Source organism: Haloarcula sp. R1-2, assembly GCF_011627385.1.
Lineage (GTDB): Archaea > Halobacteriota > Halobacteria > Halobacteriales > Haloarculaceae > Haloarcula > Haloarcula marismortui.
The window spans coordinates 858,518-876,551 of sequence record NZ_JAANTG010000002.1; the positions used below are offsets into that span (position 1 = coordinate 858,518).

13 protein-coding genes are annotated in these 18,034 nt (G+C 63.7%); 7 read left to right on the forward strand and 6 right to left on the reverse strand.

Going from position 1 to position 18,034, the window contains the following annotated elements; translation table 11 throughout:
- Window positions 1-53 precede the first annotated feature (53 nt).
- Window positions 54-434 carry a VOC family protein gene (locus tag G9C82_RS12500; RefSeq protein WP_049944606.1) on the forward strand — a complete coding sequence of 127 codons (381 nt, stop codon included), beginning with the start codon at window positions 54-56 and terminating at the stop codon, window positions 432-434.
- Between the two features lie 43 nt (window positions 435-477).
- Here G9C82_RS12500 and aceB read toward each other — a convergent pair whose 3' ends face one another.
- Complete coding sequence (aceB, locus tag G9C82_RS12505; RefSeq protein ID WP_127014262.1) at window positions 478-1,785, reverse strand: malate synthase AceB; 1,308 nt, start codon at window positions 1,783-1,785, stop codon at window positions 478-480.
- Between the two features lie 414 nt (window positions 1,786-2,199).
- Between aceB and G9C82_RS12510 the strand changes: the two genes are divergently transcribed.
- Window positions 2,200-2,964: an IclR family transcriptional regulator gene (locus tag G9C82_RS12510; RefSeq protein WP_127014263.1), complete on the forward strand. Its 765-nt coding sequence runs from the start codon at window positions 2,200-2,202 to the stop codon at window positions 2,962-2,964.
- 488 nt (window positions 2,965-3,452) lie between these two features.
- Here G9C82_RS12510 and G9C82_RS12515 read toward each other — a convergent pair whose 3' ends face one another.
- Window positions 3,453-3,788, reverse strand: coding sequence for a hypothetical protein (locus G9C82_RS12515; RefSeq protein WP_127014264.1), 336 nt, complete (start codon window positions 3,786-3,788; stop codon window positions 3,453-3,455).
- A gap of 97 nt (window positions 3,789-3,885) precedes the next feature.
- On the opposite strand from G9C82_RS12515, the gene malA reads away from it, so the two are divergent.
- The 4 genes from malA (at window position 3,886) to G9C82_RS12535 (ending at window position 11,984) form a co-directional block, all read left to right on the forward strand.
- Window positions 3,886-5,877, forward strand: coding sequence for an alpha-amylase MalA (malA, locus tag G9C82_RS12520; protein ID WP_127014265.1), 1,992 nt, complete (start codon window positions 3,886-3,888; stop codon window positions 5,875-5,877).
- Window positions 5,878-6,004: 127 nt separating this feature from the next.
- Complete coding sequence (locus tag G9C82_RS12525) at window positions 6,005-10,540, forward strand: glycoside hydrolase family 15 protein (protein ID WP_127014266.1); 4,536 nt, start codon at window positions 6,005-6,007, stop codon at window positions 10,538-10,540.
- A 50-nt stretch (window positions 10,541-10,590) separates the two neighbouring features.
- Window positions 10,591-11,535, forward strand: a complete 945-nt coding sequence (locus G9C82_RS12530; protein ID WP_101350851.1) for a sugar phosphate nucleotidyltransferase — start codon at window positions 10,591-10,593, stop codon at window positions 11,533-11,535.
- 119 nt (window positions 11,536-11,654) lie between these two features.
- Window positions 11,655-11,984, forward strand: a complete 330-nt coding sequence (locus tag G9C82_RS12535; protein WP_004958193.1) for a hypothetical protein — start codon at window positions 11,655-11,657, stop codon at window positions 11,982-11,984.
- A gap of 15 nt (window positions 11,985-11,999) precedes the next feature.
- Here G9C82_RS12535 and G9C82_RS12540 read toward each other — a convergent pair whose 3' ends face one another.
- Window positions 12,000-13,055: a glycosyltransferase family 4 protein gene (locus G9C82_RS12540; protein WP_121303901.1), complete on the reverse strand. Its 1,056-nt coding sequence runs from the start codon at window positions 13,053-13,055 to the stop codon at window positions 12,000-12,002.
- Between the two features lie 212 nt (window positions 13,056-13,267).
- Here G9C82_RS12540 and malQ point away from each other — a divergent pair, with 212 nt between their 5' ends.
- Complete coding sequence (malQ, locus tag G9C82_RS12545) at window positions 13,268-14,758, forward strand: 4-alpha-glucanotransferase (RefSeq protein ID WP_127014267.1); 1,491 nt, start codon at window positions 13,268-13,270, stop codon at window positions 14,756-14,758.
- A 6-nt stretch (window positions 14,759-14,764) separates the two neighbouring features.
- On the opposite strand, the gene G9C82_RS12550 is transcribed toward malQ, so the two are convergent.
- The 3 genes from G9C82_RS12550 to G9C82_RS12560 form a co-directional block, all read right to left on the reverse strand.
- On the reverse strand, window positions 14,765-15,616 hold the full coding sequence (locus G9C82_RS12550; protein ID WP_127014268.1) for a translation initiation factor eIF-2B: 852 nt from the start codon (window positions 15,614-15,616) through the stop codon (window positions 14,765-14,767).
- Window positions 15,617-15,704: 88 nt separating this feature from the next.
- On the reverse strand, window positions 15,705-16,925 hold the full coding sequence (locus G9C82_RS12555) for an FAD-dependent oxidoreductase (protein ID WP_127014269.1): 1,221 nt from the start codon (window positions 16,923-16,925) through the stop codon (window positions 15,705-15,707).
- A gap of 248 nt (window positions 16,926-17,173) precedes the next feature.
- A complete protein-coding gene (locus G9C82_RS12560) occupies window positions 17,174-17,950 on the reverse strand; it encodes an SDR family oxidoreductase (protein WP_004958183.1) in 777 nt (258 codons plus the stop codon).
- Between the last annotated feature and the right edge of the window lie 84 nt (window positions 17,951-18,034).

An 18,034-nucleotide genomic window follows, 5' to 3' on the forward strand; every position in this document is an offset into this window, starting at 1 on the left:
ATTCGCTTTACGTAGCCCGCCAGCTATTTGACGCAGGGCACTGGAAGCGATGTATGGGCAATGCAAGCATCCTTCATATGTGCCTGAACGTGGCCGACGCCACAGCATCGATCGCGTTCTACGAGCAGTTCGGCTTCGAGGAGTCCTGGCAGTTCACCACGCCGGACGGCGAGACGACGAACTACTACGTGGCCGACGACAGCGGCGTCGAACTGCAACTGTCAGAAACGGACGGGGAGACGAGCTTCGAGATGGGGTCCGGCTGGGACCATCTCGCTCTCGGCGTGGACGACGTCGACGCAACGGTCGACCGCATCGATCATCACGGCGTCGTCAAAGAGCCCGGCCCACAGCCGGAGGCCGGCGCGTACACGGCCTTCGTCGCGGACCCTGACGGCCATCACGTCGAACTCATCGAACCGCTGGAAGACTGAATCGCGCCCACGGCGTTTCGAGTGACGAAACGGTACGTATCCGTCAGTTCCCGACGGCCGTGGCGCGTTCGACGATGTCAGCGCCGTACATCTCCGCCAGCTCCTCGTGCTGGTCCGGCCGGTGCTCGTACACGTCCTGGAACAGCGTAATTGGCGTCTGGGCGGCCTGATAGGTCGCTTCGTCCCACATCCGGTCCTTGCTGATGTCGACTTCGACGCCGTTGATGACCAGCGTGGCGGCCTGAGTCATCGCGATGGCTCCCTTGCCGGCCTCCTTCGCGGCCTCGAACTCCTCCATCGAGTCGACGATGTCGGTCATGCTGGGGATGTACGCGGTGCGGTCGAGCAGTTCCTCGGTGAGTTCGTCCTCGTCCAGTTCCAGTCGCTCGCCACCCGCCTGCAGGACGTAGCCGCCCTCGCTGTCCGTTTCCAGCGAAAGGTCGTCGCCGTCGTACACCTGCTTGCCGTCCTGTGCGTCGAGTTCGACCTCCTGGCCGCCGACTTCGAGGAGCCAGCTCCCAGTCTTCGGCGGGAGCGGAGCAGTGTTCGCCTCCACGACTTGCCCCGGCGTCAGCGACCAGATGCCAGTCATCCCCTTCGCGCGGTTGTCCTTCATCCGCTCGCGGTACCCCTCGACGTCGCGGATATCGTCGTAGGGGCCGTCGACGGCGATGAGGCCGGCGGCGCTGGCACCGCGGGAGGTGTTGTGGCGCAGTTCCGGCCACGGCGGGAGTTCGCCGGTAGGCGTCATCGCGCGCATGTCCTTGGTGTAGTCGACCTCGCCGTCGACGAGCAGGAACATGCGTTCGAGGTTGTTCGAGGGCTTGCCCATCTCCTCGCGGAGGTCGCCCATCGCCAGTTCGGCCTCGCCGCTCTCGACGATGACCGACATGGAAAGGCTCCCTTCTTCCAGCCCGTGTTCGTTCTCGATGATGGTGAAGAACTCGTCGGCCTTCTTCCAGTCGTCGATGTCGCCGACTTCCGGGATGACGAAGCCGTCGATGTGTTCGACTGCGCCGTTCTCAGGGTCCGTGATCTCCAGCATCTGCTGGAAGCCTTGGTAGCGGGTCGCCGGGGACTCGCGGTGCCAGACGACGCGCGGGTGGATCTCACCGGGGAACTCAGCGCCCTGGTTGGCGACGACGTCGATGATGTTCTCGACACCCTCGGCGCGCATATTCGGTGCCGTCGCGTCCTCGTTATCCGGGACCCAGACATCCGGGGCCTGCAGGCCGCGGAGCTGGCCGGCGCTTCGCAGCATCTTCGCGGAATCCTCCTCACCGTCCACCGCTGTCGGCGAGGTAAAGAACGTTCTGACGAACTCGCGGTCGTAGTGTCGCGTCACACTCATAACTCATCTCAAAAAAACCCAACGGAGCCGCTTAAATCTACCGTCCACCATCGACCGCATCATCAACGAGAGCGGTCGCTCCACCGTCTCTCAGTAGATTCGAAAATACGAAATACCTATGCTATGTTACCTTTCATTACTTCTCCGCTCGGACGACACAACGGTCAACGGCGTACACTGGTCTATCGGTATCTCGTGGCCGTCCGGTCGCCACATTAGGGAGCCCCCGGCGACTTCAACTGGTGGTTTCGCGCCAATGACCCGATTTTCCGTTTCGTCTTTTCGAATACCTGTGCCGGTCGAAAAGCTCGATGACGCACACTTTGCCGTACGTGTCGCCCCGGAAGCTACCGCAGAGCGGTTGTCACAGTCGATACGGCAATTTTATTCGAGCGGCGGCAGAACTGATGACTAATGACACGGGCAAAAACGGACTCGGTCCGGGCGACGCAGACTTCGCTGGCGGTACTCTCGGGTATCAAAGACCTCGGTGGGAGTGCGACGCTGGTCGAACTCGCTGACTCGCTGGAGCCGGCCAAGAGCACGATATACAAACACCTGGTGACGCTGGAAGACGAGGGACTGGTCGTCGAACGGGACGGCGAGTACCGCATCGGACTCCGGTGGCTGGAGTTCGGCGGCATGGCACAGCGCTATGATGGTATCTACGAAGTCGCAAAGTCCGAGGTCAGACGGATGGCCGTCGAGACTGGCGAACTGGCGAACCTGATGATCGAAGAGCAGGGCTACGGCATCTACATCCACACGACCAGCGGCGACCAGGCAGTCGCGCTCGATACGCGCCTCGGGAAGCGCATCCACCTCCATAAGACCGCCATCGGCAAAGCGCTCCTGTCGAGTTTCGATGACGAGCGGGTCGCAGAAATCATCGAAACTCGCGGGCTGCCGGCCGAGACGGACAACACTATCACAGACCGCGAGACGCTGTTCGCGGAACTGGAGACGATCCGAGAACACGGCGTCGCCGACGACACCGAGGAGCGGGTTGACGGCACCGGGTGTGTCGGGGTTCCTATCGATACCGGCGACCGCCGCGAGGCCGCCATCAGCATCACCGCGCCCATCAACCGGTTGCAATCGCCGGGCCGCAAGGCACAACTCATCGACACGGTACAACAGGCTGCTAACGTCATTGAGGTCAATCTGGCCCACGAGTAACCACTCTGTCTATCGTCAGGTCAACCGAGTTCCGTTGCCGACACCTGGCCGATACCGGTCGAATCTAATACTCGTACAGCTGTTATTCGACAGCCGAGTACCCGTCCCGTGGTGGACAGGTCGGACTGCATCAGAGAAGGACATTCCGCTCCAGACATCTCTATACAACCCCAGATTCTGACCATTATAGCCTGAATAGTGTCTTACAGCCTATTTTGTGGAGAGAAATTTACTAGATAAGCCCAGATAGCTAAAAATAGACTTTTATAGGTGTAATATGGGTACAGAAATAGAGTTAGACTGTAAATTGGCTATAAAAATCGAATAAAGATTTTGAGCGCTGAAATGAGATGCATATCGGCCAGATATATTTATCTATCTATCAACACGTATCGGTGTCATTTGTCGCTACCCAGAGTCCTAAACAGAGTTGCTGGAAGACCACCGGCTGGTGTTGTGACTGGACTGTCCTTGTGAGGAGCGAACGATTATGGGTACCACAGACTCACGGCGAGGATACCGAAGTACGTTGTGAGCCCCCAGCACGCCGCAGCGACGACGATTGGTCCCAGAAGGACTGCGAACCCGCCAGTAACACCCAGAAGCGCGACAGCCGAAGCCGTCCGCACGCCGCGGCGCTCCCACAGCGACGCCACAGGTGTGTCGAGCACAAACAGCGCTTCGACACCTAGTGCGCCGATTACCCCGACAGCGACGGCGGATTCGGCCCAGAGCGTGTCGAGTGCGCCGGCCCGGCGCAGATACGCGACGAGCACCAGTCCACAGAGCAGCGCAAACCCGGCATCGCGTCGGTAGTCGGGCACAAAGGTGGTACACGCCGTAGTCAGAAAGCGGTGCTGCCGGCGGCGGGACGCTCGCGGCTACCCCAAGTACAAAGACACTGTCAATCGCAGTGAACCTATGCACCATCCTGGACCGCCGCGGTTCGTGGCGACGGGTGACGAGGTCGAACTCGCGCCCCGCGACCCGGACCCGTCGGCGACCTACACGTGGCGACTGACGCAGGCACCGAAGGAATCAACGGTATCGCTCGGCGACGACCCGGTCGAGCACCTCGTCCCCGACGCGCCGGGCAGATACGTCATCCGACTCACTGCACCCGACGGCGAACACGACCTCACCGTGCGCGCGTTTCCGGGGAGACTCCAGCCGAGTGGCACACACACGTCCGGCCGCTCTGGCGGTCACAGCGGCGTTTCCAGCGGTCGAAGTGGCTCAAGTCACAGCGGGAGCGGCGAGTACACCTCGGAAAGGGACAGCGGCGACGAAGACGGTGGCGGCGGGCAGCCCCGCCTGACGTTGCGACCGGAGATCGAGGGCGACGAAGCCGTCGTTCGAGCGGACTGCAGCCCCCACCCGGAGGGGACCGAGACGGCCGGCGACCTCACCGTCGAGTTCCTGCTGGATGACCGTGACGACATCGACGCCGACGCGGTGACCCGCGATGGAACGGCCCTCCGGATTCCGCTGGACGCGCTTCCGGACCGCGCTCGCATCCACGCCGTTGCCATCGGAGACCACGGCTACAGCGTGCCCGACGCCGTCGAGTTTAGCCGCGACGGGGGCGGCATCGAGACCGTGACGAGCGGCGACGGGGTCGCTGCCAGTCGACCGTACGACGCGCCGGCCTGGGCTGAGGACGCTGTCATCTACGAGATCTACGTCCGCACGTTCGCCGGCGAGAGCGACGCCTCGCCCTTCGACGCGATCATCGACCGGCTGGACTACCTCGACTCGCTCGGCGTCGACGCCATCTGGCTCACGCCGGTGTTACAGAACGACCACGCGCCCCACGGTTACAACATCACTGACTTCTTCGAAATCGCGTCGGATCTGGGCACCCGCGCGGATTACGAGCGATTCATTGAGGCGGCCCACGACCGCGGGTTCAAGGTCCTGTTCGACCTCGTGTGTAACCACTCGGCGCGGACCCACCCCTACTTCGAGTCCGCCGTGGAAGGACCGGACGCCGAATACCGGGAGTGGTACGAGTGGCGAAGTGACACCGAACCGGAGACGTACTTCGAGTGGGAACACATCGCGAACTTCAATTTCGACCACCTGCCGGTCCGCCGACACCTGCTCGATGCGGTCGCCCAGTGGGCCGAACTGGTCGACGGGTTCCGCTGTGATATGGCCTGGGCCGTCCCGAACGGCTTCTGGCGTGAGATCCACGATTACTGCAAGGACCGCGACAGTGAGTTCTTACTACTGGACGAGACCATCCCGTACATCCCCGACTTCCAGGCCGGGCTGTTCGACATGCACTTTGACTCGACGACCTACGCCGCGCTCCGGCAGGTCGGCGACGGCGGCGATGCCGAGGCCGTCCTCAGTGCCATCGAGGGGCGGGCGGAGATCGGCTTCCCCGAGCACGCGTCGTTCATGCTGTACGCGGAGAACCACGACGAGACGCGCTATATTGTCGATTACGGGCGGGACGCCGCCGAGGCCGCTGCGGGCGCGCTGTTCACGCTCCCTGGCGCACCGTTGCTGTACGCCGGCCAGGAGTTCGGCCAGCGGGGCCGGCGCGACGACCTCGCGTGGGACCACGCTGACAAGGCGCTCCAGTCGTTCGTCAGCGACCTTTCGGCAACCAGACACGACCAGCCGGCGTTGTCGGCGGATGCGGACCTCGTCCGAATCCCGTACGAGGTCCGGGACGGCCCGTCCGACCGTGTCGTCGCGTACGCACGGGCGACTGACGAGGACGCGGCCGTCGTAGTGCTCAACTTCGGCAGCGAGCCGACGACGGTCAGGCTCCCGGCCGGGACTGACGATACCGACCTCGTCTCCGGGGAGCACCGTGGGGCTGCTGGTGACGGAGGCGCGACCGTGACCGTCGATAGTGTGAGCGTGTTTCCGGCTGACGAGAGTGACCTGAGCCAGTAGTCCGCGCTGGTGGGTCCGTTCAGCAGTAACAGCTTCGCTCTTCGGCGATATGCAGCCACGCCCTTCGAAGTATCACTAATTTGTCCGAACCACAGGAGTTTATAGAGATTGGTCTGCTTTGATGTGTATGCGGCTTTCGACAGCGCTCAACGAATACAAACGGACTCGTCATGAGCGCTTTCCAGAGGAGCGCAGGACTGTTTCAGGCTCTTTCTCCGGGCACGGTGACCGACTCGTACACGTCGGCGAAGACGGCACGCTGAAGGACTACTCCGATTCGCTCTCCGGGCTTTCCGGTATCGACCGCTCCCGACTCGGGGTTATGCTTGGGGACGAAACACGGTGGTTCAGTGACCTGGAGACGATCAGACAGCACTACTACCGCGAGACGCGGCTCGTCGAGACCGAATACGACGCAGGGTCGTTCACGGTCCACCAGTACGACCTGACGCTGGGGCGGGCACACGTCACACACGTCGCGATGCGCGGGGCTGTGCCTCAGAACGCCAAACTCGTAGCGTTCGTCACACTGGCCCCCGACAGTAGCGACAGCGGCGTCGGCTCGCTGATTCACGAGGACGCCGGACCCGACAACTCGCGGGTGCTTGAAGTGTACCACCGGCGAGAACACGATTACCTCGCCTCGTCGACCGGGCTGGACGCCGTCGCCGGACAGCGACCGGAACGCCTCGCCGAGATACTCGAGGACAGCCCGATCGAGTTCCCGCGGTCGGAGCCGGTCGAGCGACGCGACCAGACCCGACTCACCGGCGACTTCCTCGTGACTGCGCCGCTTGACCGGTCCGGGCGCAGCAAGGACACGACGCTCGTCAGTCAGCTCTCGAACCACGACGAGGTCGACCGGGAGACGGCACTGCTCGACCTCGCTGACTGCGTGACGGAGCATACGACGTCTGACGACCTCCGGCAGGCTGGACGGGAGCGAACGCGCATCGACGTGGCCGAATCCATGCCACGCTCGGACTTGATACGGATGGACCTGCGGGTGCTCGACTTGCTGTCCTCGCCGACCGGCGGCCGCATCGCTGCCCCGGAGTTCGACCCGTTCTACTCGAACTCCGGCGGCTACGGGTACGTCTGGTTCCGCGATGACGCCTCGGTCTCCCGGCATCTGCTCGAAGCCGGCGACCGACTTGATATCGATACCGTAGAGATGTTGACCGAGAGCGCCGCGTTCCTCTGTGACAGCCAGCTTTCCGACGGGCGGTGGCCCCACCGCGTCTGGGCCGACACCGGGGCTATCGCGCCGGGCTGGGCCAACGCCAGAGTCGAGCACAACGCCGAATCGCCGGAGTATCAGGCCGACCAGACTGCGACCGTCACCGCCTTCCTCGCGACACTGTTGCGAACACACCGCAGCAAGATGGACGCCGAACTGACGACGATGGTTCGGGAAACTATCCAGACAGCCGTCGATACGCTCATCGAAGACATCGCGGCCAACGACCTGCCCGAGCCGTGTCAGAACGTCTGGGAGGACTCAATTGGACAGTTCACGCACACTACTGCGACGTTCATCGAGGCCTTCGCTGCGGTGGGCCGTGCCCCGATGCCCGAATCGGTCTGTGAGCAGAGTCTGGCGGCAGCCGACCGGTTGCTAGACGGGCTGGATACGCTCTGGGACAGTGATCTGGGCGTGTATGTGATGGGGCTGACAAACGGAACGCCGGACCACCGCATCGACGCTGCAGGGCTCCACCTCGCGGACGCGCTCCAGGAGTACGACAGCGTCGAGCGGACGGCGCTCTCTGACCAGCACCTCACACGTCTGGCCGACCATGTGAGCACGACGCTCGACACGCTCTTCCGGAACCCCACCGAGAGCCGGGTCGCGGGACTGGCCCGCTACGAGGGTGACCGCTGGCGGACCGGCCATCAGGACAGCGAGAAGGTCTGGACCGTCACGACGGCGATGGGAGCACTCGCCGCCGCTCGCGTCGGCGATATGCTGAACGACCGCGACGAGCGCGGCGACGCCTACCTCGACCGTGCGAGCGACCTGTACGAGTTGCTCGAGGAGGACGGACCGCTCACGACCGACGCCGGCTACCTCGCCGAACAGGCCTTCGACGACGGCGCTCTCGACAGCGCGACGCCGCTTGGCTGGTCCCACGCGCTGCGGCTCCACGCGACGGCCCGGCTGGGTGAGCTAAACGCGCTCCCGACGACGTCTGCCGGAACCGAGGGGCCGAGCGAGCGTCCGACGTGGACGACCGGAGAGAAGTACGGCATCGGCACCGTCGCCGACCACGACGAGCAGGACCCCTCGCGCGTCTGGTTCACGCTCACCGAGGGTGCGCTGACGGAGGCCCGCTATCCGCAAGTCGACATGATGAATCTGCGGACGCTGGATTTCCTGGTCCGGTGTACGGACGAGACGGATTATGCCGTCCGGACCCACCGCGAGAACCGACGGACCGACGACAGTGTCAGGCGACGTGTCGAGCCGGTCGACGACGAGGCGCTGCTCTACCGCCACGTTTTCACCGAGACCGGCGACGGCCAGGGTCACGAGTGGACGCTCACCGTCGACTACGCGACTGACCCCGAACACGACGCCATCGTCGCCGATGTGTCGTTCAGCTCAGCGGACGACAAATCCTACGACGTGTTCTCCGTCGCCGACATCGCGCTCACCAGCACGATCACCGAGGACCGCGCTATCAGATACGGCCAGCCCGGGAGCTACCACCTCGTCGGTCGGAACCCCCGCGCCTACACCGACCAGACCGACAACGACCTGCTCGTCGACGAGAACGGCGACGCCTACTCTATCGCCGTGGCGATGGCCGCGGCCGGGCGCTTCGACTGGGCCACCGTTGGCGCGGCCGGTAGCGACCGCCTCGATGGGCTGTACTCCGACGGCGACCTCCCGGACCCGGTCGAATCCATCGACGGGACGAACCTCGTCCTCATCGGTCGGCTGGATTCGGGAACCAGAGTCAGGGACACGGTCGCGCTCGGCTTCGCGCGACAGGCTGACACCGCCGCCGCGCTGGGCGAAGCCGACGGTGCGCTTGACCGCGGCTACGAGACGGTCAGTGCCGAGTACGCTGACAGCTGGGGCGACTTCCTTTCGGACAAGCAGCTCCCGGACTCGGTTGCTGGCGACGAAGCGCTGGCGAACCAGTACAGAACAGCGCTGATGACACTTCTAGCTGTGGAGGACAAGACCTACCACGGGGCGTCTATTGCCTCGCCGTCCGTGCCGTGGGGCGAAGCCGTCCACGCCGAGGAGCCAAAGGGCTACGGCTACAACTTCGTCTGGTCACGTGACCTGTATCAGGTGTTTAGCGTGTTCGACGCCATCGGGTCGCTGGACATCGCAACGGACCAACTGGAGTACATCTACGAGTACCAGCAGGACGACGCCGGCTTCATCCCGCAGAACACCTACGTCAACGGGACGACCCGCTGGGGCGGCGAGCAGATGGACAACATCTCGTTCCCGCAGGTGATGGCCTATCGCCTCGCCGAGAGCGGCGTCGACTTCGAGGATGTCGAGTACAGCTACGAGAACGTCCGGCGGTCGGCCGAGTACGTCGTCCGCCACGGTCCCGAGACCGCACAGGAGCGCTGGGAAGAGGAGGCCGGCTTCTCGCCGTCCTCGATTGCGGCCGAAATCGCGGGGCTCGCGTGTGCGGCGAAGCTCGCACTCGACACCGGCCACGAGGCCGACGCGCTTGTCTGGCTGTCGCTGGCCGACCAGTGGGCGAACAACGTCGAGGCCTGGACCGCGACCGAGACCGGGACCGAGCGCCACACCAACACGCCCTACTACGCGCGGGTCACGCTCGATGGGAACCCCGAGATGGGGCACCTCCGGACACTCGCCAACGACGGCCCGACGCTGGACGAACGCAACATCATCGACGGCGGCTTCCTCGAACTTGTCCGGCTGGGCATCAAGCCCGACGACGACGAAACTATCCGGAACTCGCTCGTCGAAGTCGACGACACGATCAGCGTCGACACGGAGTACGCACCCGGGTTCTACCGGTACAACGGCGACGGCTACGGCGAACGCGGCCGGGACGACCAGGGCGCGCCGTGGACGGTCGAACACAAAGGGAAGGGCCGCCTCTGGCCGCTGCTCACCGGCGAGCGCGCCGAGTACGAACTCCACCGTGACGACCCGGACATCCCGCCGGAGAACGCCCTCCAGATGATGCAGGACGTGGCGAACTCGGGACGGATGATCGCCGAACAGATCTGGGACCGGGGCCACGCGACCGAGTACGACTGGGAGTTCGCCGAAGGGACCGGCTCGGCGACGCCGCTGGCGTGGTCGATGGCCCAGTACGTGCGGCTGGCTCACGGAATCAGCGCCGGCGAGCCAGTCGAAACGCCCGCGTTCGTCGACGACCGCTACCGGGAGCGGCGTGCGCACACGCCCGACCGCAGCCCCGCGCTCCGCGTCGACACGCAGTTCCGCGGGAACGAACTGGTCGTCTCCGGCGAGACGACCGGTGTCTGTGTCGTTGTCAAGACGCCTGCCGACATCACGTACATCCCCGTCGATGACCGTGAATTCGAAGTCGCCGTCGACGTCGACCCCGGTGAGAATCAGGTAATCGTTGCCGCCGCGGACGACGAAGATCTCGTCACTGCCGGGACAACTGTCTGGCAGCTCAACCTCTAGAGCCGCCGACAATTAGTTACCACTTTATAATTCGGGTCTGACTGTGGGATATGGACGCGATTGTTCTAGCTGGCGGCTACGCCACACGGCTGTGGCCGATCACGCGGCGTCGACCGAAGATGCTACTCCCGGTTGGTGAGACGACCGTCATCGACGGTGTCTTGCAGTCGCTCGAAGCTGACGACCGTATCGGGACGACGTATCTGAGTACGAATGAGGCCTTCGCCGACGAGTTCGAAGCCCACATCGACGAGAGGGGCTACGAAAAGGTCCAACTCTCCGTCGAGAGCACGGAAGACGAAGACGAGAAGTTCGGCGTCGTCGGCGCGCTCGCGCAACTGATCGAGCGCGAGGGCATCGACGACGACCTGTTCATCATCGGCGGCGACAACCTCATCGGCTTCGACCCCTCGGAGTTCCTCGACTTCTTCGAGGACCGCGACGGGCCGGCACTCGCTGCCTACGACGTGGGCTCGCGGGAGAAAGCCAAGTCATACGGGCTCGTCGAACTCGACGGCGAACGCGTCGTCGACTTCCAGGAGAAGCCTGACAACCCCAAGAGCACGCTTGTATCGATTGCCTGCTACGCCTTCCCGGCCGACTCGCTCCGCTTCGAGGAGTACCTCTCTGGCGACAACAACCCCGACGAACCGGGCTGGTACATCGACTGGCTGCAACAGCAGGAACCGGTGTCCGCGTTCACGTTTGACGATGTCTGGTTCGACATCGGGACACCTGAGTCGTATTTCGAGACCGTCGAGTGGAAACTCGACGGCGGGTCGCTCATCCACCCCGACGCGACCGTCGAGAACTCTGAGATTGGGACCACTGTCCACGTGATGGCCGGGGCGGAAGTGACTGACAGCAGCCTCGACCGGACCATCGTCTTCCCCGACGCCGAGGTCAACGACTGCGACCTCGACGAGACGATTCTCGGTGAGGATGTCACCGTTGAGGGGTACAACATGTCGGGGTCGCTCATCATCAACCGCTGATGGTTCGTGACCGTGGACCCACCGCTCGAATGCAGGGCTCGCCACCAGCCACCGCACTGCTGGCGAAGGACTAAGTGACACAGCGCCGTCTACTCGCCGTACGAAAGTTATCTGACAACATGTCACAATCAAAAACGGAGCCAGTCACGTTCGAGATGACAATCGACGACGGCCGGACCAGAATCGATGTTTCGGGCGACCGCGACACGGCCGTCGTGGTCCGCTCGAAATCGGGCGAGAAAATATACCTGCCACCGGAAGATTTCGACCGCCCCCCGGAGGACAGGCAGACACCGTACGACAGTCCCTACCAGTCGGCTGACGGAACCGCCGACAGCCCGTACCGAACACAAACGGACACAACATCTGTGACGGGGCTGGAGCCGACCGCTGACGGCTACCTGATCGTCCACCCGGAGCCGGTCACGGACGTTCGCTTTCTCCGGTGAACGCACGGCCGCAGGTCAGGCTTCGTCCAGAACCTCGTGGTAGAACGCGACGTGCTCGTCAGCGACTTCGCCCCAGGTTCGAACGTCGTACTCGATCGGCGTCGACAGCGATAGCGCGTGCTCGATTCCCTCGGCGATGGAGTCCGAATCGGGTTCGACTTCGATGACGCAGTCCTCGTTGAGGAGTTCCGCCGCCCCGCTCTCGCAGGCGACGACGCGCGTCCCGACCGACAGCGCTTCGACGATGGTGATGCCGAACGGTTCCGCAAGCGACGGCGAGACGAACAGGTCGGCGCTGTTGTAGTAGTCCCCAAGTTCCGACTGAGGGAGATACCCCGGGAAGTAGACCCGGTCCTCGACGCCCAGTAGCTCCGCGAACCGTTCGAGCTGTTCGGTGAGGTGGCCTGAGCCGCCGAGTACAAGGCTCACGTCGTCTTGACCGAGCTTCGAGAGCGCGTACAGCAGGTACGACAGCCCCTTCTGGTCGGTGTGTCGACCGACGAAAAACAGCATTTTCCCGTCGATACCGAGCTCCGCTTTGATATCCCGACCCGTCGGCTCCACCGACGAGAACCCGTTGTAGATGACCGTCGAGTCGGCGTCGTACTGCTCGCGAATCCGCCGCTGTGTGAACTTGCTCACCGCGACGACGTGGTCCGAGCGGTTGGCGACCCGCTGCTCTGTTTCGACCTCACGCTGTGGTGGCGTCACGTTGCGGTCCGCCGACAGCGAGTGGAAGGTCGAAATCCACTCCACATCGTGGGACGATTTGGCCCGCGAGCCGGGGTTGTAGCCGAACCAGTCGTTCGTGTGGATGATGTCGGCGTCGGCCGCTTTGTCGGCGAACTCCCCAGCTAGCCGGCCAATGCGGGTGATGATGTCACCGCTGCCCGTCGAGACGCCGTGGATGCCGTCGCGGTCCGGCGGCGCGTACTCCGCGGGCAACACCAGTTCGAACTCGATGTCGTCTCTCGGTTCGAGCTGCTCGAACAGCTCCCCGATAGCGGTATCAAGCCCGCCGGTGATGTTGGGTGGGAACCCCCAGCCAAGCATCAGAACGTTCGGTGGCATCTCTGTAACTGACTCTCTCGTCATAGCATCAAATGGATACAATATATATGTTTGCGTACCCCCGCCGCCGCGTCCTGACACGGATACGACGGCGCTCACTGCTCACGGGTCGTTCCTCCCCGCTCGCTTTGCCGAGGGCCGCTCACTTCGTCCGCGCCCCTTGCCCAGAAAAACCCCGCCCATTGAAATGCCTGTCAGGGCAACAGGTGCGTATGCAATTCGAACGGCAGAGTGGCGTGTTTCTCCACCTGACGTCGCTTCCGGGGCCACACGGCATCGGTGACCTCGGTGCTGGCGCGCGGGCGTTCGTCGATTTCCTTGACCGGGCAGACCAGTCGCTATGGCAGTTTTGCCCGCTCGGTCCGACGGCGAGCATCCACGGGAACTCCCCGTATCAGTCCTCGTCCGCCTTCGCGGGGAACCCCTTGCTCATCGACCTGCGGGACCTCACCGACCGCGGCTATCTCACGGAGGCCGACACTGAACCGCTCGACGACTTCTCAGGACAGCAGGTCAACTACGACCGCGTAACCGAGTTCAAGGAAGCCCGGCTCCGGGACGCGTACGCCGCCTTCGAGGAGAGCGCAAGCGACGCGGACCAGCAGTCGTTTACCGAGTTCTGTGAGCGCGAGGCCGGCTGGCTCGACGACTACGCACTGTTCACGGCACTGAAAGCCGAGTTCGACGATGCCGGCTGGATGGACTGGCCGGACGATATCAGAACGCGCGAGCCAGCGGCCATGGAGCGATATCAGGACGACCTGGCCGACGACATTCGCTATCACAAGTTCGTCCAGTGGTGTTTCGACAGCCAGTGGCAGGCGCTGGCCGACTACGCGGCCGAGCGGGACATCGGCCTCGTGGGCGACCTGCCGATCTACGTCGGTCTCGACTCGGCGGATGTCTGGGCGTATCCCGAGGTGTTCCGACTCGACGACGACCACCACCCTGCAGAGGTGGCCGGCGTGCCGCCCAACCCCGGCGACGATGGCCAGCGGTGGGGGAATCCCGTCTACGACTGGGACGCTCTCCGTGCGAACGACTACGGCTGGTGGGTCGACCGATTCGAGCGGCTGTTTGACCTCGTCGACATCGCCCGCATCGACCACTTCAAAGGCTTCGACGAGTTCTGGTCGATTCCGGCCGAAGCGGACGACCCGGCCGCCGGACAGTGGCGGGACGGCCCCGGCGCGCATTTCTTCGAGACGGTCAGAGACAGGCTCGGCGAACTCCCGTTTTTCGTCGAGGACCTGGGCTTTCTCGACGAGAGTATCGTCGCGCTCCGAGACGAGTTCGGCTTCCCCGGGATGCGCGTGCCGCAGTACGCCGACTGGTGCGAAGAGGGGCACATGTATCAACCGATGCACTACCCGGAGTCCGCCGTCGGCTACACGTCGACCCACGACACGGACACCATCGTCGGCTACTACCGCGACCTCGCGGACCGACAACGGGACTGTCTCCACTACAATCTCGGCACTGACGGAGATGAAATCAACTGGGACCTCATCGAGGCGGTGTGGAACTCGAACGCAATCGTTGCCATGACCACTATGCAGGACCTGCTCGGCCTCGGTAGTGACACCCGGTTCAACGTTCCCGGCACGGCGACCGGGAACTGGCAGTGGCGGGTGACCGATACGGCGCTTGATGCCGATATTGCCGAGCGACTTCGGCGCGTCACCGACAGAACAATCCGCTAAGTACCCTCAGAACTGTAGGATGCCGTCCTCCGTGACGACCGTATCGAGCAGGCGGGTCGGCGTCGCGTCGTAGCCCGGGTTCCCGATATCGAACCCCTCTGGCGGTTCGAGCATCACGTCAGAACCTTGCCGGAACGTGTTCCTGAAGGTGAAGCCGCTTCCGATGAACTTTGAGGAGGTTCCGACGACGGTCACGGGAACATCCATCTCGTTAGCCGTCGCGGCCAGCGGGAGCGTTCCGATACGGTTGTACACCACGTCGTCGATGAGGCAGTTCATACCGACGAAGACGCGGTCGGCCTCCGAGAGATAGTGGCCAACTGCGCCGTCGACGATGAGCGTCACGTCGGCCCCGTCCCGGTCGGCCAACTGGCGGGCGGTTCGACGGCCAAGGAAATGCGGCCGGGACTCGCTCGCGTACAGGTGGAACTCCTTGCCGTCGTCCAGTGCCGCCATGAGCGTCGCCATCACTGTCGAGGAGTTCTCGTGTGTTACCAGCACATCGCCGTCGTCGATGAGCGTCGCTGCTCGCTCCGCTGCGCGGTGCTTACTGGTCTCGATTTCCGTAACGACCTCGTCGATCGTCTCAAGCAGTCGCTCCTTGGCCGCCGAGACAGAGTCGAGGTCAGCGTCTTTCAGGTCTGTGACGATACGTTGCTGTGTAGTGTAGAGCGGCGCGTGCGAGCGGTTCGCCCGCTGGAGTGCGCTGCTGTTGCGCTCGACAACGCGGCAGAAATCCTCAACCGTGTGGCACTCGCGGTCTGTCAGTTCGCGGAGCGCTTTGGCGGCTTTCACGGCGGCAATCGAGGAACTCTGTGTCTCCATTTCCTCGATCTGCCGAACGGTCTCGTTTATCATGAGAGCATGTGCGGCTGCCACCCTTATAACGGTACAGTCAGCCGATAGTCCTCTCTCCCGGTTTGAATCAGGGCAACGATGGGCGTGGTTACGCTGACCCGACCACGTCTTCGTCAGTCGGGCCCTGCCCGTCGAACTCGGCCACGAGCGCGTCCAACTGCGCCGGGTCGTCGACGCTTGGGAGCGTCTGGTCTGCAGTCCGGCAAGCGGCGTCGACGCCGAGGTCGTCACAGACGAGGTCGGCCGTCGCCTCGGCCATCTGCCGGTAAGTGGTCAGTTTGCCGCCGACGATGCTCGCCATGTTGTCGACGCCGTCATCGGCGTGGTCGAGCAAGAAGAAGCCCCGCGAGATGCCGCGGCCGCGCTCGGCCTCGTCGGGCGCGTACAGCGGCCGGACGCCCCACCAGGTCCGGACCTCGGGGGCGTCCGCGACTGAGGGTAGCATCGCCGCACATTCCTCGATGCTCTCTTTGACTTCCCACTGTTCGGTCTCGTACTCGTCCGGGTCCCGGACGGGCACGCTTGTCGTTCCGAGGACGGCCTCGCTTTCGTGTGGCACGACGATATCGCCGTCGTCGGGGTCCCGACAGCGGTTGAGCACCGGCCCGAGGTCGTCGTACTCGACCGAGACCATCACACCCCGCGTGGGTTGCATCTCGACGTCGAGGTCGGCCATCGCGGCGAACTCGCCCGCCCAGGCACCGGTCGCGTTGACGACGTAGTCGGCTTCGATGGTGTCCTCAACCGTCCCGCCGACCTGCACGCCGGCCACGTGCCCGTCCTCAACGAGTACGTCTTCGACGGGCGCGTGTGGGTGTATCGTTGCGCCGTGGTCGCGGGCGTCTGCGGCGTTCGCGGCGACGAGCCGCGACGGATAGATGACGGCGTCGGGAACCTCGAACGCGCGCTCGACATCCGATGCGAGGTCAGGGACTCGCTCGCGGGCCGCGTCGGCGTCAAGTGTCTCTACCGGGATGCCGATCTCCTCACAGGCCGCCCGCTTGGTCTCGAAATAATCGGGGTCGTCCCCGGCGAGCTGGACGAACAACCCCCCGGTGTCGCGGATGCAGGCCCCGGCGATTTCCTTGAGTATCCGGTTTTCGGTGATGCACTCCTCGGCACCGACCCGGTCTGCCTCGGCGTAGCGGGCACCGCTGTGCAGCAGTCCGTGCGAGCGCCCGGAGGTGCCACTTGTCAGGCCGTCACGCTCGACGAGTGTCACGTCGATACCACGGAGTGCCAGGTCACGAGCGACGCCAGCGCCGGTCGCGCCACCACCGACGACGAGGACATCCGTCTCAATTGCCATGTGTACGGTTAGGGTAGCTGACGTAAGGGTCCTCCGATACCGGGGGTTTCGGCAACTGTGCGACCCGTTTCAGTGACAGTCCCCCTCTCAAACGATGGCGACGCACACGGCTAACAGTGCTACTGTTTCGAGCAACTAACAGCCGGTCTCAGCGGTCAGTACGTCGGCCGTGCGCCCAGTAAAAACAGCAGGGACGGCGTTTCGACCCGACAATCGCTACGTCGTGTCCGACAAGAACAGCGCCCGTTTCAGATATCCTGGCCGGTCGGTCTGATCAGGAGTTCGTTCACGTCCACACGGGCGGGCTGGCTCGTTGCGTACACGATGCCGCGAGCGATGTCGTCGGGGTGGAGCATCGGGAGGTCCATCTCCGCGAACCGCTCCAGCACCTGCTCGTCCGGCACGTGTGTTGCGAGTTCCGTATCGACAGCGCCCGGTTCGATAACTGTCGTCCGGATGCCCTCTGACGTTACTTCCTGCCGAACGGCCTCAGTGAACGCGTTCACCCCGAATTTCGTCGCGTTGTAACCGCTCGAATCGGCCGATGCGCGGCGTCCCGCGACAGAAGAGACGTTGACGACGTGGCCGCTCTCCTGCTCTTGCATGACCGGGAGTACCGCGTGGGTGAGGTTCATCAGCCCGAGCAGGTTCACCTCGACCATCTGGCGGAGGTTCGAGCGGTCTGCCCGTTCCAGCGGTTCGAGAAGCATCACGCCGGCGTTGTTGACAAGAATGTCGATGCGACCGTACTCGTCGGTCGTTGCATCGACCAGCGAGTCGATGTCGTCCTCGTCGGTAACGTCGGTCGGTACAACCAGTGCATCCCCGCCGGCCGACTCGATTCGGTCCGCAAGGGCCTCCAGTTCGTCAGCGCGCCGGGCCGCGAGCGCGACACTTGCGCCTGCGTCAGCGAGCGCCTCGGCAGTTGCCTCACCGATTCCCGATGACGCGCCGGTGACAATCGCAACGTCGCCTGCTAGTCGCTGTGTGCTCTGGTCGTCGTCTGTCTCAGATTTATCTGCCATCGTCGTTCAGTAGCTGCGACAGCCACGAGCGTGCTTTGCTTACTGATAAGCCCATTTATATACCGACGGGGAGCCAAAGTCGAA